Source organism: Nostoc sp. EspVER01, from assembly GCF_034530635.1.
Classification (GTDB): Bacteria; Cyanobacteriota; Cyanobacteriia; order Cyanobacteriales; family Nostocaceae; genus Nostoc.
The window spans coordinates 17,055-37,274 of sequence record NZ_JAVRCS010000023.1 but is presented as its reverse complement, the minus strand read 5'-3'; the positions used below and the strand labels follow the sequence as shown (position 1 = coordinate 37,274).

General features: G+C 41.6%; 20 protein-coding genes. 10 read left to right on the top strand and 10 right to left on the bottom strand.

Annotated features, from left to right (window positions below):
• Positions 1–117: 117 nt before the first annotated feature.
• From RMX69_RS19145 to RMX69_RS19120, 6 genes are all read left to right on the top strand, one after another.
• The gene (locus RMX69_RS19145) at positions 118–996 is read left to right on the top strand and encodes an EboA family metabolite traffic protein (protein ID WP_322638399.1); all 879 of its coding nucleotides are present in this window, start codon (positions 118–120) and stop codon (positions 994–996) included.
• Between the two features lie 131 nt (positions 997–1,127).
• Positions 1,128–2,063, top strand: coding sequence for a TatD family hydrolase (locus RMX69_RS19140; protein WP_289798007.1), 936 nt, complete (start codon positions 1,128–1,130; stop codon positions 2,061–2,063).
• Positions 2,064–2,215: 152 nt separating this feature from the next.
• Positions 2,216–3,148: a UbiA-like protein EboC gene (eboC, locus tag RMX69_RS19135; RefSeq protein ID WP_322638398.1), complete on the top strand. Its 933-nt coding sequence runs from the start codon at positions 2,216–2,218 to the stop codon at positions 3,146–3,148.
• Between the two features lie 364 nt (positions 3,149–3,512).
• Positions 3,513–4,742, top strand: coding sequence for a metabolite traffic protein EboE (eboE, locus tag RMX69_RS19130; protein WP_322638397.1), 1,230 nt, complete (start codon positions 3,513–3,515; stop codon positions 4,740–4,742).
• A 99-nt stretch (positions 4,743–4,841) separates the two neighbouring features.
• Positions 4,842–6,215, top strand: a complete 1,374-nt coding sequence (locus RMX69_RS19125) for an alkaline phosphatase family protein (RefSeq protein ID WP_322638396.1) — start codon at positions 4,842–4,844, stop codon at positions 6,213–6,215.
• A 204-nt stretch (positions 6,216–6,419) separates the two neighbouring features.
• Positions 6,420–7,913, top strand: a complete 1,494-nt coding sequence (locus tag RMX69_RS19120; RefSeq protein ID WP_289798010.1) for a catalase — start codon at positions 6,420–6,422, stop codon at positions 7,911–7,913.
• A 409-nt stretch (positions 7,914–8,322) separates the two neighbouring features.
• Here the strand turns inward: RMX69_RS19120 and RMX69_RS19115 are convergent, their stop codons facing one another.
• Positions 8,323–8,505 (bottom strand): hypothetical protein, encoded by a 183-nt coding sequence (locus tag RMX69_RS19115; RefSeq protein ID WP_322638395.1) that lies wholly within the window; start codon positions 8,503–8,505, stop codon positions 8,323–8,325.
• A gap of 109 nt (positions 8,506–8,614) precedes the next feature.
• Between RMX69_RS19115 and RMX69_RS19110 the strand changes: the two genes are divergently transcribed.
• Positions 8,615–9,508, top strand: a complete 894-nt coding sequence (locus RMX69_RS19110; RefSeq protein ID WP_289798012.1) for a peptidoglycan-binding protein — start codon at positions 8,615–8,617, stop codon at positions 9,506–9,508.
• Positions 9,509–9,601: 93 nt separating this feature from the next.
• On the opposite strand, the gene hemJ is transcribed toward RMX69_RS19110, so the two are convergent.
• From hemJ to psbQ, 4 genes are all read right to left on the bottom strand, one after another.
• On the bottom strand, positions 9,602–10,183 hold the full coding sequence (gene hemJ, locus RMX69_RS19105; protein WP_289798014.1) for a protoporphyrinogen oxidase HemJ: 582 nt from the start codon (positions 10,181–10,183) through the stop codon (positions 9,602–9,604).
• A 238-nt stretch (positions 10,184–10,421) separates the two neighbouring features.
• Entirely contained in the window at positions 10,422–11,273 is an 852-nt protein-coding gene (locus RMX69_RS19100; RefSeq protein ID WP_289798015.1) for an alpha/beta fold hydrolase, read from the bottom strand.
• 84 nt (positions 11,274–11,357) lie between these two features.
• The gene (locus tag RMX69_RS19095) at positions 11,358–12,512 is read right to left on the bottom strand and encodes an NAD(P)/FAD-dependent oxidoreductase (RefSeq protein WP_289798016.1); all 1,155 of its coding nucleotides are present in this window, start codon (positions 12,510–12,512) and stop codon (positions 11,358–11,360) included.
• 87 nt (positions 12,513–12,599) lie between these two features.
• Positions 12,600–13,055, bottom strand: coding sequence for a photosystem II protein PsbQ (gene psbQ, locus RMX69_RS19090; RefSeq protein ID WP_289798018.1), 456 nt, complete (start codon positions 13,053–13,055; stop codon positions 12,600–12,602).
• A gap of 360 nt (positions 13,056–13,415) precedes the next feature.
• On the opposite strand from psbQ, the gene RMX69_RS19085 reads away from it, so the two are divergent.
• Positions 13,416–13,850, top strand: a complete 435-nt coding sequence (locus RMX69_RS19085) for a hypothetical protein (RefSeq protein ID WP_289798019.1) — start codon at positions 13,416–13,418, stop codon at positions 13,848–13,850.
• A gap of 262 nt (positions 13,851–14,112) precedes the next feature.
• On the opposite strand, the gene RMX69_RS19080 is transcribed toward RMX69_RS19085, so the two are convergent.
• The 4 genes from RMX69_RS19080 to RMX69_RS19065 form a co-directional block, all read right to left on the bottom strand.
• The gene (locus RMX69_RS19080; protein WP_322638394.1) at positions 14,113–15,831 is read right to left on the bottom strand and encodes an NAD+ synthase; all 1,719 of its coding nucleotides are present in this window, start codon (positions 15,829–15,831) and stop codon (positions 14,113–14,115) included.
• Positions 15,832–15,927: 96 nt separating this feature from the next.
• Positions 15,928–16,674 (bottom strand): NUDIX hydrolase, encoded by a 747-nt coding sequence (locus RMX69_RS19075; RefSeq protein ID WP_163929288.1) that lies wholly within the window; start codon positions 16,672–16,674, stop codon positions 15,928–15,930.
• Complete coding sequence (locus RMX69_RS19070) at positions 16,635–17,234, bottom strand: nicotinate-nucleotide adenylyltransferase (protein ID WP_322638436.1); 600 nt, start codon at positions 17,232–17,234, stop codon at positions 16,635–16,637. The genes RMX69_RS19075 and RMX69_RS19070 overlap by 40 nt, the downstream gene beginning before the upstream one ends.
• A 4-nt stretch (positions 17,235–17,238) precedes the next feature.
• A complete protein-coding gene (locus tag RMX69_RS19065) occupies positions 17,239–18,687 on the bottom strand; it encodes a nicotinate phosphoribosyltransferase (RefSeq protein WP_322638393.1) in 1,449 nt (482 codons plus the stop codon).
• A 454-nt stretch (positions 18,688–19,141) separates the two neighbouring features.
• Between RMX69_RS19065 and RMX69_RS19060 the strand changes: the two genes are divergently transcribed.
• Together RMX69_RS19060 and RMX69_RS19055 are read left to right on the top strand one after the other, a co-directional pair.
• Positions 19,142–19,294 (top strand): hypothetical protein, encoded by a 153-nt coding sequence (locus RMX69_RS19060; RefSeq protein WP_167306193.1) that lies wholly within the window; start codon positions 19,142–19,144, stop codon positions 19,292–19,294.
• Positions 19,295–19,686: 392 nt separating this feature from the next.
• On the top strand, positions 19,687–20,013 hold the full coding sequence (locus tag RMX69_RS19055) for a hypothetical protein (RefSeq protein WP_322638392.1): 327 nt from the start codon (positions 19,687–19,689) through the stop codon (positions 20,011–20,013).
• Here RMX69_RS19055 and RMX69_RS19050 read toward each other — a convergent pair.
• Positions 19,961–20,188 carry a hypothetical protein gene (locus RMX69_RS19050; protein WP_322638435.1) on the bottom strand — a complete coding sequence of 76 codons (228 nt, stop codon included), beginning with the start codon at positions 20,186–20,188 and terminating at the stop codon, positions 19,961–19,963. The genes RMX69_RS19055 and RMX69_RS19050 overlap by 53 nt on opposite strands.
• Positions 20,189–20,220 lie beyond the last annotated feature (32 nt).

Below are 20,220 nucleotides of genomic sequence, written 5' to 3'. Positions count from 1 at the left end.
AAGTTACGATCACAGTAAGATATTATCTCACTGCTTCAAACCCAAAATATCAAGTTTAATGCTATATTTTATACTTGGTTGTCACAAAGAAGTTGGGCAACTTATCCTGAATTTATCATGAGTAAAGTAAACAAATTACTGCATCACTGGCTGTTAAAGTCTGTTTCAGAGAAAGCTTTTACTTGGTTGGAACAGAAGCAGGCACAGATTGCTAGCGGCGCTGCTGAACGAGTGTTTTTTACGGCTTTTAGTGCTGTGCCGCGTTATCTAGGTAAACAGGATTTGCAGCTAACATTTCAAGACTTGGAAGCAGCAGAGGATCTGATTCCCGGCTGGTATCCTGGTAATTGGAGTGTAGATCAAGCAGGTCGGACACTCTTGCTTTTAGCTTTGCCCCACGATAATGCTGAGGGCTATGTGCGATCGCTCGATCGAGTCTTCTCCACTGCCGATATGGGGGAGTTAGTTGCCCTTTATCAAAGTTTGCCGCTTATACCACATCCAGAGTTACATCGCCACCGTACTGCTGAGGGAATCCGCAGCAATATGAGTAATGTATTCCAAGCCATAGCACTACGTAACCCTTATCCAGCAAATTACTTAGATAATGCTGCTTGGAATCAGATGGTGCTGAAGGCTGTGTTTGTCGGCAGTCCGTTGCATCTAATTTGGGGTTTAGATCGGCGTGCTAACCCAGAATTGGCGAGGATGTTGGCAGACTATGCCCATGAACGTTGGGCAGCTAAACGCTCAGTTACGCCAGAACTTTGGCGACCTGTAGGGCGGTTTGCGGATAGCGCCATCATCACAGATTTGGAAAAAGTATTGGCTAATGGGGATATACACGATCAAGAAGCAGCAGCCTTAGCTTGTGCTGAGTCTCCTTTACCCCAAGCGCAAGCATTACTTTCTCATTACCCAGATTTACAGTCATCCATTCAACAAGGTAATCTGACTTGGAGCAGTTTTAGCCGCGATTCCTGCGGTGGTCACTGAGCTTTGTCGAAGTGCGAGCTATGCTAACGCTTGTCAGTTCACAAATGAAGAAGGGAATAGGTTACAGATTATTCCCTATTCCCTGTCACCTGTCACCTTTCCCCTAATCCCAATGCCCAACCATTAAAACCATGATGTTTATCGATCCTCACATTCACATGTGTTCCCGTACTACTTACGATTACTTAGTAATGCGGGAATATGGAATTGTCGCCGTTATTGAACCAGCCTTTTGGTTAGGACAACCCCGAACGAATGCTGGCTCCTTTAAAGACTATTTCAGTAGTCTTGTGGGTTGGGAACGGTTTCGTGCTAGTCAGTTTGGCATCCAACACTACTGCACAATCGGCCTAAATCCCAAAGAAGCTAACAATGAAGCGCTAGCAGCTGAAGTTATGGAACTGCTACCACTTTATGCCTGTAAAGAAGGTGTTGTTGCCATTGGTGAAATTGGCTATGACGATATGACAGAAGCAGAAGATAAGTACTTTTGTCAACAGTTGGCATTAGCTAAAGAACTCGATATGTTAGTACTAATTCATACTCCTCACCGCAATAAAAAGGAAGGTGCTAGTAAGAGTATGGATCGCTGTATTGAATATGGTTTAGATCCTTCACAAGTAGTTATCGATCACAATAACGAAGAAACCGTTGAAGAAGTATTAGGACGAGGTTTTTGGGCAGCTTTCACGATTTACCCACAGACGAAGATGGGTAACGCCAGGATGGTAGAAGTTGTCCGTAAGTATGGATGCGATAGCGTAGCGGGACGTGATAACGTTCGTCGCATCATTGTAGATAGTAGTGCTGATTGGGGTATCAGCGATCCTTTGGCAGTCCCGAAAACGGCTCAGTTGATGTTAGATCGGGGCATTCCTGAAGAACATGTACGAGCAGTTTGTTATGAAAATGCCCTTGCTGCTTACAGTCAAACTGGGCAGATGAAAGCTTCAGACTGGCTCAATCCCCAATCTGTTGATCAGCGTCAGTTGTTCAGTGGTAATTCTGTGCTACGGGGACAAGAACCAGGAATCAAATCAGTTTCAGATTTTGTGTTGATTGAGTAGAAAATTATAAGGGGGCATTGGGAATTGGGGATTGGGCATTGCAAGATAGATTTTCATCTTTGCGTTGTCAATGTAACTCATGGAGTCTCTCGGTTATTCATCTGTAATATGCGGGTTTGTTTTGAGAAATTAATAGGCACGGAGGCAGATAAGTGAATGTTGCAAGCTTAAACTTTCAAAGCTGGCGGGGTTATCTGGAATTGATGCGTCCTGCTAATATTGTTACTGCTTGGGCGGATATTCTTCTAGGTTTTGCTGCTTCTGGTTCTGGGATTATTTTTGTTCAATTAATGAATGGAGAAGCAAGTTTTTCCATACTAATTCCATTAGCTTGGTTGTTATTGGCTACCACTGGCTTATATGGCGGCGGTATAGTTTTTAATGATGTTTTCGATGCAGACTTAGATGCAAAAGAGCGACCAAATAGAGCAATTCCTAGTGGACGCGTATCTCGTCAAAATGCTACTTTATTGGGGAGTACACTATTTGCCATCGGGATTATAGCTGCTTTTCAAGTATCCTGGTTGAGTACTGCGATCGCTATATTTATTGCTCTTTCATCCCTTTTATATGATTCACTTGCCAAACATCATCCTTTTTTTGGCCCTTTAAATATGGGTTTGTGTCGTGGCAGTAACTTATTATTAGGTGTAAGTGCAGTACCTGCAATAGTTTGGGAACGTTGGTATTTAGCGCTAATTCCTGTTCTTTACATTGCTGCGATCACCGCAATTAGTCAGGGTGAAGTTCATGGAGGTAAGAAGATTACAGGAGTACTCGCATTACTGCTAATTGCAATAGTTTTGACGGCAGTTTTAGCTTTAGGATTATTAGAAGGGTACACTGCGATCGCAGCACTACCGTTTGCTATTTTATTAGCTATCAGAATCTTACCTAACTTTATCAAAGCTGCGCGGGAACCGATAGCCGAAAACATCCGCAATGCCGTGAAAATAGGCGTTTTATCTCTAATAGTTTTAGATGCAACCGTTGCATCTGGTTTTGCTGGGTTGTATTACGGTTTATTAGTTCTAATCTTGCTACCAATTTCAATGAAGTTAGCAAAAGTATTTGCTGTTACTTGAAGTTTAATGTACACACCCAGTAATACCATTAATCGGCTGTAGGGGCGTATAAATGTGCATTGGTGTCAACTTAACGCGAAACCTCACGTCCGCCAGGGATTGTAAATCCCTGTCTCATAGCTAAAGTCCTCTGAAGAGGACTAAAGAGCGCGAAAATTTTTAGTCTACTTGAGTAGACTTGAGCAATTAGTCTCTTAATTATATTCCCTGGCGGGTGAACAACACCTAATCAGTACGCTATTTTTGGCTTAAGTTGACACCAATGATAAATCTGCGACCTTATCCATGAATATATGGCAAGTATTTTGTGAAATAGTTTAAGCCAAAGAAAACAGATTACATATACAAGGGATAAAGCGAGAAAATGAAAATTACAAAAAACAATAATTTTCACTTAACTTATTGCAGCAATATTCATCCTGGTGAAAGTTGGCTAGAGGTTTTCGCCAATTTAGAAAACTATATTCCCGAACTCAAGTCACGTTTATCACCTACAGAACCTTTTGGTATTGGCTTAAGGTTATCAGATGTAGCTGCAAAACAACTTTTAGAAAGTAATAATTTAGCTCAATTTCAAGCTTGGCTGACTCAACAAGATTTATATGTTTTCACCTTAAACGGATTCCCGTATGGCGGATTTCATCGACAGGTGGTAAAAGATCAAGTTTATGCACCAGATTGGTCTACACAAGAACGCGTTAATTATACATTAAACTTGGCACATATTTTAGCTAGTCTATTACCCCAAGGACTTGATGGTGGAATTTCTACACTACCATTATCCTATAAGCCTTGGTGGGTAAAAGACCAAACAACTTTTGAAACGGTTCTGAAAAAGAGTTGTTTGAACATAGCATCAGTTGTTGCAGAAATGATTCGCATCCACGAAACAACAGGTAAGATACTACATCTTGATTTAGAACCTGAGCCTGATGGATTAATTGAAAATACCTCAGAAGTAATTGATTTTTATCAAAATTGCTTATTGCCCATTGGCGGTAATTATTTATCAGAAAACTTAAATATTGAGCAGCATTTAGCAGAAACTAAATTGCTAGAACACGTTCGGGTTTGCTATGACACCTGCCATTTTTCAGTTGAATATGAGGAACCGCAATCTGTATTTGCACGTTTGCAATCGGCAGGAATTAAGATTGGCAAAATTCAAATCAGTGCAGCAATTCAAGTAAAAATACCTGCTGATCTTGAAAAGCGTAGCTTAATAGTTGAACGCTTACGCCCCTTTGCAGAATCTACTTATCTTCACCAAGTAATAGAACGTCGCAGCGATGGTACACTTCATCACTATCCTGACTTAATAGCTGCATTACCACATTTAGAACAATCTCTAGCTGAAGAATGGCGCACTCACTTTCATGTGCCAATTTTTATTCATGATTATCAAATTTTGCAGTCTACCCAAGATGACATCGCGACTGTTTTAAACCTACTTCAGACAAATAATGCTTGCTCACATTTAGAAATTGAAACTTATACTTGGGATGTATTGCCATCAGAAATGAAGATAGATTTAGCGACTTCTATTCAGCGTGAGTATGAGTGGGTATTAAAAGAATTCGTAATTCGTAATTAATTAAGATTGAAACTAGATTTTTGAGTTTAAATCTGTAGAGATGCATTATGGTGCATTTCTAGTTATTTTTTCAAATTGGTATAAGAGAGGATTAAGTCTATGCGGAAAACAGTTGTTCTAAATGTCGTGGGATTAACGCCCAGTTTACTAGGAGAAAACACGCCGTTTTTATCTTCTTGGGCGGCTAAAGGGCAAGTGCTTCCTATCAAAAAAGTGTTACCTGCTGTAACTTGTTCAGTTCAAGCTACTTATTTAACCGGAAAGTTGCCTAATGAACATGGTATTGTCGCTAATGGTTGGTACTTCCGCGATGAATGTGAAGTGAAGTTTTGGCGACAATCTAATAAGCTAGTACAAGCTCCCAAAGTTTGGGAAATCGCTAAATCAATCGATCCAAATTTCACTTGTGCCAACCTTTTTTGGTGGTACAATATGTACTCTACAGCAGATTATGCGATTACGCCGCGTCCGATGTATCCCGCAGATGGGAGAAAATTACCTGATATTTATACACATCCTAGTGATGTGCGATCGCAAATTCAATCTGATTTAGGAAACTTCCCTCTGTTCGATTTCTGGGGGCCTAAAACTTCCATTAGTTCTAGTCAATGGATTGCCAATTCCGCAAAATGGATTGAGGAACGTTACAGCCCGACATTATCACTAGTTTATCTACCACATTTAGATTACTGTCTGCAAAAATTTGGTAACAATCAAACAGAGATTCAAGCAGATTTACGAGAAATTGATGCTGTTTGTGGGGATTTAATTAAATATTTTGAAGCACGCAATACTCAGGTAATTATTCTTTCTGAGTATGGCATTACGCCAGTTTCTAAAGCTGTGGATTTAAACCGCGTATTACGGGAAAATGGTTTAATTGCTGTGCGGGAGGAATTGGGGCGAGAACTACTCGATTTTGGTGCTAGCATTGCCTTTGCTGTTGCCGATCATCAAATTGCTCATGTATATGTGAATGATCCGGCGTATATCCCGAAAGTGCGATCGCTTTTAGAAGCGACTGAAGGCGTAGCGCAAGTATTGGATGAAGAGGGTAAACAAGCCTACCATCTCGATCATCCTAGATCGGGTGAGTTGGTAGCGATCGCTCAATCTGACGCTTGGTTTACCTATTATTATTGGCTAGATGATGCCAAAGCCCCTGATTTTGCTAGAACTGTAGATATCCACCGCAAACCTGGTTACGATCCTGTAGAGCTTTTCCTCGATCCGCAAATAAAATTTCCTCAAGGAAAAATTGCTCTCAAGTTACTTAAGAAACAACTAGGTTTTCGCTACTTAATGGATGTAATTCCTTTGGATGCTTCCCTGGTGCGTGGCTCTCACGGTAATATCACCACTTCTCCAGATGAAGGGCCTCTATTTATCACTCATCAAACTCACCTAGTTGATGAACATCAAATTGAGGCGACAGATGTTTGCTCGTTGATTCTCAAACATTTAAATACCTGAAAGGCAGTATAGAAAAGATATATCGCCTCTGCATCTTACCAAAATACAAAAAAATTTATGGTAATTCATAATCATATCGAGTATGATTTTTATATAAACTCGTTATGACTATGAATTAGATTGTTCTATCAGTAGGTATCCATCTACTGACTAAAATGTACTGTGGGCAATCTGAGTTAACTTACATGGAGAGCTTCTTAACCCATGACTGAACCCCAAAACTTGACAACTGCTGACGGTATTCCAGTTAGCGATAATCAGAACTCACTCACAGCTGGAGCGCGTGGCCCTGTATTAATGCAGGATTTCCACCTCATAGAAAAGCTGGCTCATTTCAACAGAGAACGTATTCCTGAAAGAGTTGTTCACGCTAAAGGTGCGGCTGCTCATGGTACTTTGACTATTACCAATGACATTACCCGCTACAGTAAAGCCAAACTTTTTTCTGAAATTGGCAAGAAAACGGAAGTTCTCTTGCGCTTTTCGACAGTTGGCGGAGAAAAGGGTTCAGCAGATGCCGAGCGCGACCCTAGAGGTTTTTCCCTCAAGTTTTATACTGAGGAGGGTAACTGGGATCTTGTAGGTAACAATACCCCTATTTTCTTCATCCGCGACCCCCTCAAGTTTCCTGATTTTATCCATACCCAAAAGCGCAATCCCCAAACCAATTGCAAAGACCAGAATGCAAAATGGGATTTTTGGTCACTCAGTCCAGAATCGCTTCACCAGGTGACGATCCTCTTTTCAGATCGGGGAATTCCCAAAACCCATCGACACATGGACGGTTTTGGTAGCCACACCTTCAGTTTAATTAATGCTGAAGGCGATCGCGTTTGGTGTAAATTTCACTTTAAGACGCTGCAAGGGCATCAAACCTTAACTGAGGAAGAATCAGCTAAGATTAAGGGCGAAGATCCCGATCATGCTACTCACGATCTGTTTGAAGCGATCGCTAACAAAGATTATCCCAAATGGCGGATGTGTATTCAGGTGATGACCGAGGAGCAAGCCCAAAAACATCCTGACAATCCTTTTGACTTAACCAAAGTTTGGAAGCACTCAGAATATCCTTTAATTGAAGTCGGGATATTAGAGTTAAATCGTAACCCAGAGAATTATTTCGCCGAAGTAGAGCAAGCCGCTTTTAGCCCTAGTGCAGTGGTTCCGGGCGTTAGCTTCTCTCCAGACAAAATGCTGCAAGCTCGAATTTTTTCTTACCCAGATGCTCAACGCTATCGCTTGGGTGGTAACTATCAGCAACTACCCGTTAACCAGCCCAAATGTCCAGTGATGCATTATCAGCGAGATGGCTTTATGGCACCGGGGAACAACTACGGTAGCGTTCCTAACTATGAACCGAATAGTGCTGAGGGTACGCCCAAAGAAAATCCAGCTTATGCAGAGCCACCTAACCATTTGGGTGATGTCACAGTCGATCGTTACAATCATCGTGAAGGAAACGACGATTATACCCAAGCAGGTGATCTCTATCGGTTACTAACTCCTGAACAGCAAGAGCGTCTTGCTAAAAATATTGTCGGTAGTCTGTCTCAAGCTAGAGAAGATATCCAAATGCGCCAACTTTGCCACTTCTTCCGGGCAGATGTTTCTTATGGTCGTCGTGTAGCTGAAGGGTTAGGCATTTCAATTGATCCATCAATGCTCGGTGCTACTGCTCAATCTGTAGGTAACTGGTAAGCCTTATCCAATTTTGTGGGGTGGGCATCTTGCCCGCCTTAAAGTAAATTCATTTGATTAACTTACACAATCAATCGAGGTAATTAAACATGAAGTTAACAGCAACATAAAATACTCATTAATGGAGCTAAAAGCCTCGTTAACGGAGTTCAAATACTCATTTAGCAGATAAACAAAAAAAAATTTACAGTTATTACGATCGCACCATTCCCAAAGCATATCTTAGAGAAGTAGTTCTAGGCGTTGCGATCGCATTATTTTGCTTCACTGTATTTGCAATGATATTGTGTAATTAATTATGTTGCCTACTTATTAGACTAGGATTTGAATCCCAGACGGGTAATGCAGTCGGTGCAGATTACCTAAATTACTGAAACCAACGGGAGACAAAAGCAACTATTCTCCTGAATCAAGGGTGACGATTCCGCTGCAAGCCTTCCAGATTCTTACGAATGGTTATTGTATTGGGATGATTTGCCCCCAACCGTTGTTGTGCGATCGCCAGAGCTTCGATATAGAACCCAATTGAGCTAATTAATAATGTAGCCTGTATGAAGTATTGCATTGAGGCAATGTGCGTCATCGTAGACATGGCAGACTCCAGATGACATCATATTTCAGCTTAGAGTATAGTTTTAGACGACATCAATTTTTAAAATGATGTTTATACTTAGAACTCAATAAATGAAAGCAGGTGCATAATGAAACTACAAGATTTCTTGGGAAAAGATGAGAAATGGGGATTTGAGGCGATCGCTGATGACGCAGACTTGGCTCGTCAGATTCAGATATTGTTAATTGGCTTAGGTTTGCTAGAACCCCCAGCCGATGGGAAATTTGGCCCTGTTTCTGTGATATCTCTCAAAAAGTTTCAAGAATTAATAAAGACTGAAGAGAGTGGCTTTTTAGGAGCAGTCACAGCCAAGAAACTAATTGAAACCAAAATAGACGATCTTCCTAAACCCCCCTTAAAACTAGGCAATGACATCGCTAGTAAGATTGTGAAATATATGCTAGCCAAAGGTTATCAGGTATTTACCAATCCCAAAGAATATAACATTGTTTATGTAGAGGGTATCAATGGAGACTGGACTCTCAACAGTGATACACCCAATCAATTTAACGATCGGCGGATTGTCATTGAAGTAGTAAATGGTGTTCCCAAAATCGTAGATCACTGGGAAGCTACTACAGAACCAGGGAAGTACTACACTTATAAACCCATGAATTCCAAAGGAGCAGCGAGGATTCAGTTTGGACAATACAAAGCTTGGGCTGTTGGTACTCATGGCACAGCCGAGCCTCACGAAGCGTTAGTGCAAGTTGGAGATATAACTGTTTGTAGAGATTTCAATAAAGATTTTAAACGGACTGGTGACAAACTTGATACAGGTGATAATTTTTATGTGAATCAACATTACGGCTTTGATTTTCCCCAGAATGATATTCGTCTTGCTAGTGCAGGTTGTTTAGTGGGACGTAGCCGTGAGGGACATAGAGAGTTTATGGCAATTATTAAACAAGACCGACGTTATGTCGCTAATCGCAAATATGTTTTCTACACTACCGTAATTCCTGGGGATGATTTACTGTAAAAGTTTCCAGGATGAGTTAATGGTTAATTGGTAGCATTTATTGTTGTGATGCTAGGTTTAGTAAGGTAGCACAGTTGTGCTACCTTACTTTGTCTAACTTTGTTCTTGTGGTTGCCCTATTTGTGCCGTCAATTTCTCTTTATCTTGCCTGCGTTTTTTGGCGTAAAGTTGAATAGTGACTGCCATCAAAATAATCATGGCGAAAATAGCCCAAGCAGCTATATCTGTAGGTAGATTATTTTTAAACACAGCCAGCAACACGATCGCTACTAACATAACTGTAGGCGCTTCATTTAGAGCACGTAATTGCTGACCACTCCAGCGACATTCATCTACTGCTAATTTCTTCATCAGCCGAGCGCAGTAATGATGATAGCCAATTAAAATAGCCACAAACAGCAGTTTGATATGCAACCATCCCTCTTTTAAAATATCTGGTTCAGTGCTTACTAAACCGATGGCCATTGCGATCGTCACATACATTCCTGGGTTAGTGATGATATAGTAAAGGCGCTTTTCCATAATTTGATACTGATTTTTCAGTATTGTTTGTGCTGGTTCAGGTTCAACGTTCGCTTCAACGTGATAGATAAAAAGACGTACTAAGTAGAACAAACCAGCGAACCAAACTACAAATCCGACAATATGAAAAGCTTTAAACCATGAATAAGCCATGAATCATAATCTCCTTTACTTGTAATGGTAATAAAAAGTAGTCAGGAGCCAGAATTCTGAATTCAGAATATTCCACCCGTTAAAGGATGAGTTTTAACAAGAAACAACATTTTAATTCTGCCACTCAATCTTCCATTTAGTGGACTACAGTGACGATTTTGCGCCCTCTACTAATTGATTCTGACCCTGAATCCTGACATTCATTTTTATAATATCGATTTTTGCCAGAGCTATATTGTCAATGAGCATCTTTACGACGCACAAAGGGTAAAAGGTCTTCCAAAATCGCCTCGTGGTAGTGTTCTTGAGGATAATGTCCGACGTTATTAAGTTTTATTAATTCAGTATTTGGTACGGAATTGGTAAAGGTTTCGGCAATGTCTAGAGGTAGCCAAGGGTCAATCATACCCCATTGAATCAGAATTGGTTGTTGCCATTCTTTAAAGCCAGTTTGTATTTCTGTCATAGCTGAATCAAGCTGTAAATTGCGAATACTTGCTAAGAGACTTCGACCAGACGAAGAACTTTTCAAAAATGGTTTTCGATAAACATCTAAATCCTTATCTTCTATGCGATAACGGCTTCCGCCTTCTAGTGTCCGATCGACTAATAAGGGGTCTTGGGTCATGACTTCACCTGCTAAAGGTAAACCCATTTGTTTAATTTTCCAAGGTAATTTAGCAGCAGTTGAAATTGGTGTATTTAAGATAGCTAAATTAGCAATTTGTTCTGGATGACGCAAGGCATATTGTAGTCCTACGGAACCTAAAAAACCTTGGACAACTAAAGAAAAATGTTCAAGTTCTAGCGCTTTAATAAATCCTTCTAAAGCTGTGATAAAAGCATCGGGAGTGTAAGCAAAATCTCGTTTTTCTGGTTTAGCAGAAAAGCCGTAACCAATCCAATCGGGAGCGATCGCTCTTGTCCCCTGATTCGCCAATGCAGGTATAATATGACGCCAACTATAACTTTGTGAAACTAAGCCGTGTAGCAACAACACAGGCGCTAAGTCACTTCTGCCGATTGGTAAAGATTCCCGATAAAACCATTCCAGTGAATCTACATTAATTTTATGTTCTGTTATTGACACGCTATTTTCCTATATTGGGCATTGGGAAGAGGCAGAGGGGCAGGGAGCAGGGAGCAGAGGGGAAAGAGAGGTAATTTTAATTTTTTATTCTCCCCCTTGCCCCCTGCCCCCTGCTCCCTTGCTTCTTCCCGATTCCCCACTCCCCATTCCCTGAGAAATAATCATCTCACGAATCGCATAAGCTGTAGCGGGTGCTAGTAAAACGCCGTTGCGATAGTGTCCGGTAGCTAGGAGAATGTTACTAAACCCTGGCAACTTACCAATAACTGGGGCTGGGCGTCCTTCAGGGCGGGGACGTAACCCTGACCAAGTGCGAAGAATGCTTGCTGTGGCTAGTTCTGGACAAAATGCGATCGCTTGTTCTCTAATAGATTCCAGCAGTTCTTGATTTGGCGGTATCTCATCGCCATTGCTAGGAAATTCCACTGTTGCGCCTATCCAATAATCTCCCCCGCCCACAGGAACAATATGGACATCATTACCCGTTATCGCTGGCTGGAAATCGGGATTACCTAATGGATGCCCCACACGCATTTGCAACGCTTGCCCAAGTACGGGGCGGATATCAATTATCTGATTTAATTTTGCTGTTAGCGGTGTTGAACCTAATCCTGCTGCAATTACAAACCAATCTGCGGTTATTTTTCCTTCTGTAGTCTCAAGTTGATTGCAAAATTCAGGTGTTGAGGTTGGGGCATCCAAAACAGTCACGCCAAATTTGAAAGTTACACCATTTTGTTGGGCAGCCTCAACTAAAGCTAACGTGAGGGCAGTTGGATCGATCTGGCGATCTTGGGGAGAATAGATAGCGTTAGTAATTTTTTCTTGGTCAACTTGAGGACAGATATTCTGGAGTTTAGCAGTATCCCAAATTTTTAAATCCCACCCTTGAGAGTGGCGAATTTCTACTAGTTTTTCCCATGCTGACATTCCCTCTAGGGAAGAATCAGACAAAAGCATGAGAATTCCCTGACGATTAAAAGGGATTTTGCGACCTGTTAAAGCTTCTAGTTCAGGAATCAAAGTTTCATAGCGTTGGATGCTAGTTTGTCGCATCTGCCAAGCTTTGCCCTTGATTTTTTGGCTGATTACGCCCATCAAAACGCCAAGTGCAGCGCCCGTGGAAGCTTGTGCTGGTGGTTGGCGATCGCAAACTGTGATTTTCAGCCCTTTTACTAGACTCAGTTCGTAAGCGATCGCAGCTCCTACTACACCACAACCGATAATAACTACATTCATGACTTTTGCTTTAGTGAGGAGTTAGAAGTTAGAAGTGAGAAGTTAAAAATTCTTAACTCCTAACTCCTAACTCTTAACTCTTAACTCCTAACTCTTTTCTGTTTTCGGAAGCAGGTCGAGGAATTTGTCAATGTCTGCGAAAGCAGCCTGGGATTGGTTCAAGGCAACTAAAGGATTGCCAGCACTAGTAGCTTTATCGAGTTTAACCAGGTCTTTAAAAAAATCTCGCGTTATTTGACGTGCTGTGGGTTGGTCTTTGGGTAGAAGGTTGGGAGTGACATAAGTCAGATTCAGCTTTGCTTCTGTTATCGGGCCATGTATAAAGTTACGCACATTGATCCAATCACCTTTTTTAATCAGAGTTGTCAATTCTTCTGAGCGATCGCGTACAGCCTGAATTTCAGGAACATAAGCCTGAATTTTTTCAAGTTGTACTGCTGTGTAAGTCGGAGGTGCCACCGCAACACCAGGGCCGCCACAACTAATCAGGAATGTGGCCAATAGTACTAGGAAAAATGAAAAAATCGAGCGTTGACGCACCATATATTGAACTTAATTGCTTTTGGTTTACCAATTCACAGTGTCATTTTAGATCGCTAGCGCAGTCAATCGTTCTTGTCAGCCAAGGATTTTGCAGAAAATCTTGATATTTTCTCCAAAGAGCAGAGTTCCGTCTGCTTTTGAGGAATTTTTAAGTACAATTACTTAATAGGTGTTAGGCAGTCCCAACAAGAAGCGATTTTTGGCTTCTGTTAGTAGCGAAAATTGTTAGGGAAGTATGATTTAGAGTTGCTAAATCTCCAAGGTCTTGATAAGCTGAAACACCAGTCCGTATAAGCCTTCTGGCGGTTTTTCTGTCTTCACATCCCCGAAGATGCCGATGCGATATAGGAGTGTTTTTTAGTGAACGCAGCTGAACAGGCAACGAACCTTGAACTCGCCAGCAACATTGCCACGGTAGTTAATTTGTTCAAATTCGAGTTTCCTGATGCCAAATCTGATCTAAAACCCTGGAAAAATGACCCGGAAACTAGGGAATTAGTCGATCCAGATTCTATAGATATTGGCTTTCACTTTCCTGGTATTAGCAAATCTTGGCGAAGTCGTAGTATTTTAATTCAAATCCGATTTTATCAAGATCCCATCAATAATTCCCGCCGTGCGATCGGTGTCGAGGTGGCTGGATTCGATCATCGCGGCGAAGCGTGGCGACTTTCTACGGTAGAAAACTGGAGTGTTGTCGGCGCATCTTCGCCTTCTGATGAAATCGAGGATAAGCTCAAACAGATTTGCAGACAGATTTTAGAAGTTTTTAATAAACCAGGACTTACGCATTGAAAATCTGAAACCTCGATCCCCCCTAACCCCCCTTAAAAAGCCATCCGTTATAACCCTGTTTTGTCAGTTTGGGAGAAGCCTATCGCTGAAAGCCTTTCGGAGCTTTAGTTTTAAGTTTGTGGTTATAAATTTTAGTTACTGTTAGAAAACAAAGGCTCAAAGCTTGATTGAATCAAAGCTTCAGAATCTTGCTGAGATTATTGTTTTCCAAGAGTGGCAAAACAGGGCTAATTACTTGATTTGCGGATGAGCATCTTGTCCATCACAACAAACTAAGGTTAGGCGTAGCTTTAGTTTTAGCCGGGTAAGCCTTTTTGACACCAACCCAGTTACTAGCAATTGGCATTCGCCAACCAGTTCCGAAGGCGCGATCGGTGATTTTCAATCCGGGGGGTGCTTGTCGCCGTTTAAATTCAGCCCGTGCCACCATTTGGATTACTCTATCTACAATTACTGAATCGTGACCGGCTGCAACAATTTGCGCTGCTGATTGGTGGTTGTGAATCAGGCGTTGCAAAATATCGTCCAAAATTTCGTAAGGCGGTAGAGAGTCTTGATCCACTTGTCCTGGTTTGAGTTCGGCGCTGGGTGCTTTAGTCAAGACGTTTTGCGGGATGATTTCATTAGTGCGATTTAACCAATGGCAAAGTGAATACACACGGGTTTTAGGAACATCTGCAATCACTGCTAACCCGCCATTCATATCGCCGTAGAGAGTACAGTAACCAACTGCCATTTCTGACTTGTTACCAGTAGATAAAAGCAGATAGCCAAATTTATTAGCGATCGCCATTAATAAATTACCGCGAATCCGAGATTGGATATTCTCTTCAGCCAGTCCAAACTCAGTACCCGCAAACAAATCACTTAAAGTTCGATCGAAGCCTTGCATTAACTCGCCAATTGGTAAAAGATTAGTCTTAATCCCCAAATTTTCGGCTAATGCCACAGCATCACTAATGGAATGCTCCGAACTATAAGGGGAAGGCATGAGAACACCGAGGACATTTTCTTTACCAAGTGCAGCAGTTGCGATCGCAGCTACTATTGCCGAGTCAATCCCGCCACTTAAACCCAACACTACTTTAGAAAAACGACACTTGCGGGCGTAATCTCGTACTCCCAAAACTAACGCTTGCCAAATTTCTTCATCTTCCGATTCATACACAGGTGCTACAGAACCCAACTGCAAATCACGCTGTGTTTCATCAAATTCTACTACTAATAAATCAGTGTCAAAACCACGAGCGCGACACATAATTTCACCTTGACGATTTAAGGCAAAACTACGCCCATCAAAAACTAGATCGTCATTTCCCCCAACCTGATTAGCATAAATAAACGGTTGTTGAAAACGTACTGCACTATACTTGAGCATAGTTTCGCGGAACTGCTGCTTGCCAGCCGTGTAGGGGGAAGCAGACAAATTTACAATCAAATCTACACCCAAAATTGCTAAGTCAGCAATCGGATTCACTGTATAACTACGTTTGCCCCAAAATTCCTCATCGTTCCATAAATCTTCGCAAATAGTTACGCCAATATGGATATCATCGAGAGTGAAATAATTAGCTTGCAAGCCTTCTTCAAAATAGCGACGTTCATCAAAGACATCGTAAGTAGGCAAAAGTCGCTTGTGAAAAACTTGCTTAACCTGGCCATTTTCTAACAAAGCTATGCTGTTAAATAAACTTTTACCACCACTAATATGTGCTTGGATATTCGGTTCAACAGTTCCTACTAACACAGCTAAATTTGGTGGTAAATCCTGAGCCAAGTTTTGTAAAGTGATGCCCATTGCTTCCACAAAGCTAGGATTTAGTAATAAATCTCTTGGTGGATAGCCGCACAAAGAAAGTTCTGGTGTCAACAACAAACGCGCACCGCTAGATGCTGCTCGTTGTGACGCCTCCAGGATTTTTTGGGCATTTAAAAGCAAATCACCGATTGTCGGATTAATTTGAGCGATCGCAATCTTCATTTTAGTTAGGAGTTAGGAGTTAGGAGTTAGGAGTTTAAGGTAAAGAGTTAAATTAATTGCTTTGACTTTGAACCTTAAACTCAACGTAACAGTGCATTAAATAAACACCAAGGGTTTATCTTTTAAGGGAGCAAAAGCTTCGGCGTCAAACTTATACAAACTAGCTGGACGACCAGCACCTCGTGATACCTTAATTCCGGTATCGCATAAAAAACCTAACTTGAGTAGACGCGCTCGAAAATTAGAATAATCGGAAAAGTTATCACCTAAAACTGTGGCGTATAACTGATATAAATCATTCAAGGTGAACATTTCTGGCAAGACTTCAAAAGCCACTGGGCTATACTCTAATTTATTTCGTAACCGCCTATGTCCATAAGCCAGAATTTCGTTATGGTCAAAAGCTAATTGCGGCACTTGTTTTACCGGATACCAAGCGATGCCAGTCATGCGATCGGCAATCAATTCGGCTTCTTCAAATCGCACTAGAGCAAAGTAACTAACTGATAAATAACGCACACCATAACTATCAGTTGCTTCCCGTGGATCGCGATTCGGCCCGCCAAATGTATACAGTTGTTCTAAATAGAGATTGTTGACCTTAATTTTCTCTGCCATAATGCGATAAGCGGCATCTTCTAAAGACTCTCCTGGACGTACCAAAGTACCGGGAAGACTCCAATGATTTAAAAATGGTTCTTGCTGTCGCATTACGAGTAGAACTAACAGCCGATTTTGTACAGTATCTACAGAAAAAATTACATTATCAACACCAACCTTGAAATCGGCCAAAGGTTGTTGGTTTAACGGAGTTGGTATCTTTTTTGGTGAACGTCCTGGCATTCGTACAAATGCTCTCGATTAATATAGGCAACTACAGGGGCTGTGAGGGCTTGGGGATCTCCATGTTCGCGGTACGCTGTTGAGGAAACATCTAGACCGGTCAGACTAGCGATCGCAATTTTCCCTCCCAGCTTTTGCACTACCTCTGAACTAGATTCATCTATTGCATATCCGGGTCGCGGTACAATCAGTAGTTGCACTTGCTGTAACAAATCTTCAATGCGATACCAACGTGGTAGCTGACTCAGTAAATCTGAACCAATGATCATCGTTAATTCAGCGTCTTCACCCCAAGCAAGCTTGGCTTTTTCCACTGTTTCCAGCGTTCTGAAGCTACTCAATTCTTGTTCCAAAGCAATATTATGCCGTGGCGCGTCTATATCCGCAATCAACAGTCGCAACATTGCCGCCCGATGTTCTAAGGGTGTTTGATGAGACTTAAACGGATTATCCGCTGCCCAAACTGCTACCCAATCATAACGCTCAGACAACCAACTCAGAATTTTTTGATGTCCCGCAGTTGGTGGATCGGCACTCGTTCCAAACAAAGCAATTTTCATCATCTTACTTTGCGTCCTTCTCTACGAGACGCTGCGCGTAGCTTGCTTCCCCGAAGGGGTATGCGGTTCGTTTCTTAGTTTCCTCTGTCAACTGTTGCAGTGCGGTAGAAATTTCCACCTGCACCCCTACAGGACGATCCAAACGTCGTGTTTCTTGTGGCAAACTAGCAACTGAGGCTGCGGTACGTTGACGAATTGTTGCCAAAGACTCTAACGACTGCACCCGTTGACCTTCTTGCACTACTAACTGCAACAAAGGTTCTTCTTCTTGAGGAATTTCACCTAAGAGTCCCAATCTGTCTGCTTTTACCTTACCTCCCGTAAACGAGCGAAAAATCTGCTTGCGCCCTGGATAAGTAACTTTACCACTAGACTGCTTCATCACTGGGATGCCATCAATGTCTACAAGTTTATAGACTCCGTTTACGGGCGAACCTGTAACTAGTCGCGTTCCCAGCCCGTAACCATCAATTTGCGCCCCAGCTGCCCTCAATCTGGCAATTTCCCACTCATCCAAGTCGCCACTAGCAAAAATTGGCACACCGGGAAGGAGCGATCGCACCTGTTTTGATAAGGTAACTAAATCTCCTGAGTCCAATCTCACTCCTGTTAATTGCATTTCCCCGGAATTTACTTTTTCGGCTAAGCGCTGGGCAGCAGCAATGGTATCGTAAGTATCAATTAGTAATGGCGCACCCGGAAAATACCGATGAAATGCACTAAAAGCTTGTTCTTCAGTGCCTTCTATTGCTGACAACGCCATCACTAAGGCGTGTGCCATCGTACCACTTGGATTTTGTCCCAGTTGTAGCGCCGCTAACACATTGGAAGTGGAATCTAACCCACCCGCCAACGCCGCCCTTGCCGCCCACAAAGACCCTTGGGGACTAAATGCCCTTCTTGTACCAAATTCTAAAAGTGTTGCTTTTTCCCCCGCGACATCCCGCAACCGGGCTGCTTTTGTGGCAATCAAAGTCTGGTAATTAATCGTATTTAAAAGGTAAGTTTCCACTAGTTGGGCTTGCCAAAGAGGTGCTTCCACCCGCAACAGTGGTTGATTGGCAAACACAGCCGTCCCTTCTGGTACTGCCCAAACATCACCCGTGAACTTTCCCTCAGCTAAAAGTGACCAAAAGCGATCGCCAGCATGAGCAAAAATTCCGGTTGCTTGTAATGCCGCAATTTGCGCGGAACTAAAGCGGATTTTGGCTAAATATTCCAATGCTTGCGTTAGCCCCATTGCAATCAAATAACCAAAACCCTCTGGCAATCGTCTGACAGACAATTCAAAGCTTGCCCGTCGTTGTTCTATACCTTCGCCTGTGTAACAAGCTGCCATTGTTAACTGGTAAAGGTCGGTCAGCAAGCTGTAGTCATCGGCAGAAAGGTTTAGTTCCTCGTTCTGCTGGCTTTGCTGTTTATATACATAGTCCAAATCTGGCAAAGTTGTCATGCAAGAGCTTCCTTACAAGATGCTTCTTTTATTTATGGTAATATTTACCATAAATAATGTCAACTCCCTGCAAGTATATTGTCTGAGATTGCCGGAGAACAGTAGATTTATCGGTAGCTTAATACTAACTTCATCAAATACTTAATATTCTTTAATAGTGATAGTGCGCAATAATGTTAATTAGAGCGGGTGGGTAATCAAGGAAAACAATATCCTGTCAGAGAAAGTTTGTTTTGCTTCGCTATTTTCCCAAATGGGTTGAAAGAAACAACTATGTTACGATTAGAATCGAAGAGAAAAGTTTGACTTTTCGACAAGCTAAAGTATTGCAAAGTTATCTGAATAAACATTGCATATATTCTCAATATATTGAGAATATGAGCAAGGCTTGAATATCAGTATTAGAGTATAGGTAGCACAATTAAAGCGACTCGAAAATAAGGAGTCCAATATTATGGCTATTTCCAACATCATTGCGAACATAACCAAGTATATTTCTGAAGCTGCAATGCGGATTTTTGGGCCTAATGATGACGCTTATCCTGCGACAGGCGTACAACCTTTTACAGGTGAACCTTACGATAAGCGTAAAGATGATAATAATTAGGTGCTGATACGGCGTTAATAAATAATACAGGAGTTAAAATTCAGAATTCAGGCGGGGGTAATTACTGGAGAATTCAGGCAAACCATATAATAGAAAACTAGGAAATTGTAGATTTAGCTCCGTACTTAAACCCTTTTATTCAAAAGTAGTGGCGTATTGCAATACGCCACTATCCAATTCATTCTGCATTCTGGCTCCTGATGAATAGATATCTTGCAAAAATCATATATCAATCAGAGTTTTAGTCTCATTAGGCGTTCAAAATTCAAGCCGCAACGCTATATTTGTGCTTGGTATTAGAAAAGAGTAACCAAAACTACTTTGGGTTTAAGATTACATGTTTGTTTTGTCTATTCTAGACATTTAATCATATAGCAAAGGAGTGAAAGTTCATGAAGGCACAACTTTTCAAGTATTTGGGTTTACCTTGTGCTTTAGTTATGCTGGGTAATACATCAGCTTTGGCTGACAGTGCATCTGGTACAATTCGGGAATATCATTTAAATCCTTATGAAGCACAAAGGGGTGTATGTATTCAAATGAACCCTGCATTACCAACAGTTGGTGGTTGGGCATGTTTATGGAAGGATAACGCTTTGTATAAAGAAGTTACTGATTTACTTCTTGAGGCTTATTCGTCAACAAAAACCTGTTCGATTACTTGGACTACTTATCGCGGCGGTTATGCAGATATTTATTATGTAAGCTGCTACAATTAAGAGCTTCCACAGTTATAGCCAAGCTGGGACGAAAAGCTATTTCTGTTGCTAAGAGTTTGATTAGACAGCGATGGGGAATAAAGTAGCTTAGATCCTGACGATCAATTTCTATATTCAGCTTTCGCCCAATCAATGCAGATACTTGCTCGTGTAGCCCGGTTGGTTCCATCTCAATTAATTCACCATAAATTAGTTCATAGCGATCGC

What these genes read in the sequence shown, in the direction of transcription:
- RMX69_RS19080 (WP_322638394.1), bottom strand. Translation starts at nt 15,831, where the DNA reads ATGAAGATTGCGATCGCTCAAATTAATCCGACAATCGGTGATTTGCTT.
- RMX69_RS19125 (WP_322638396.1), top strand. Translation starts at nt 4,842, where the DNA reads ATGCGGAAAACAGTTGTTCTAAATGTCGTGGGATTAACGCCCAGTTTA.
- psbQ (WP_289798018.1), bottom strand. Translation starts at nt 13,055, where the DNA reads ATGGTGCGTCAACGCTCGATTTTTTCATTTTTCCTAGTACTATTGGCC.
- RMX69_RS19110 (WP_289798012.1), top strand. Translation starts at nt 8,615, where the DNA reads ATGAAACTACAAGATTTCTTGGGAAAAGATGAGAAATGGGGATTTGAG.
- RMX69_RS19115 (WP_322638395.1), bottom strand. Translation starts at nt 8,505, where the DNA reads ATGTCTACGATGACGCACATTGCCTCAATGCAATACTTCATACAGGCT.
- RMX69_RS19095 (WP_289798016.1), bottom strand. Translation starts at nt 12,512, where the DNA reads ATGAATGTAGTTATTATCGGTTGTGGTGTAGTAGGAGCTGCGATCGCT.
- RMX69_RS19120 (WP_289798010.1), top strand. Translation starts at nt 6,420, where the DNA reads ATGACTGAACCCCAAAACTTGACAACTGCTGACGGTATTCCAGTTAGC.
- RMX69_RS19075 (WP_163929288.1), bottom strand. Translation starts at nt 16,674, where the DNA reads ATGCCAGGACGTTCACCAAAAAAGATACCAACTCCGTTAAACCAACAA.
- RMX69_RS19065 (WP_322638393.1), bottom strand. Translation starts at nt 18,687, where the DNA reads ATGACAACTTTGCCAGATTTGGACTATGTATATAAACAGCAAAGCCAG.
- eboE (WP_322638397.1), top strand. Translation starts at nt 3,513, where the DNA reads ATGAAAATTACAAAAAACAATAATTTTCACTTAACTTATTGCAGCAAT.
- RMX69_RS19140 (WP_289798007.1), top strand. Translation starts at nt 1,128, where the DNA reads ATGATGTTTATCGATCCTCACATTCACATGTGTTCCCGTACTACTTAC.
- RMX69_RS19055 (WP_322638392.1), top strand. Translation starts at nt 19,687, where the DNA reads ATGAAGGCACAACTTTTCAAGTATTTGGGTTTACCTTGTGCTTTAGTT.
- RMX69_RS19145 (WP_322638399.1), top strand. Translation starts at nt 118, where the DNA reads ATGAGTAAAGTAAACAAATTACTGCATCACTGGCTGTTAAAGTCTGTT.
- RMX69_RS19060 (WP_167306193.1), top strand. Translation starts at nt 19,142, where the DNA reads ATGGCTATTTCCAACATCATTGCGAACATAACCAAGTATATTTCTGAA.
- RMX69_RS19070 (WP_322638436.1), bottom strand. Translation starts at nt 17,234, where the DNA reads ATGAAAATTGCTTTGTTTGGAACGAGTGCCGATCCACCAACTGCGGGA.
- hemJ (WP_289798014.1), bottom strand. Translation starts at nt 10,183, where the DNA reads ATGGCTTATTCATGGTTTAAAGCTTTTCATATTGTCGGATTTGTAGTT.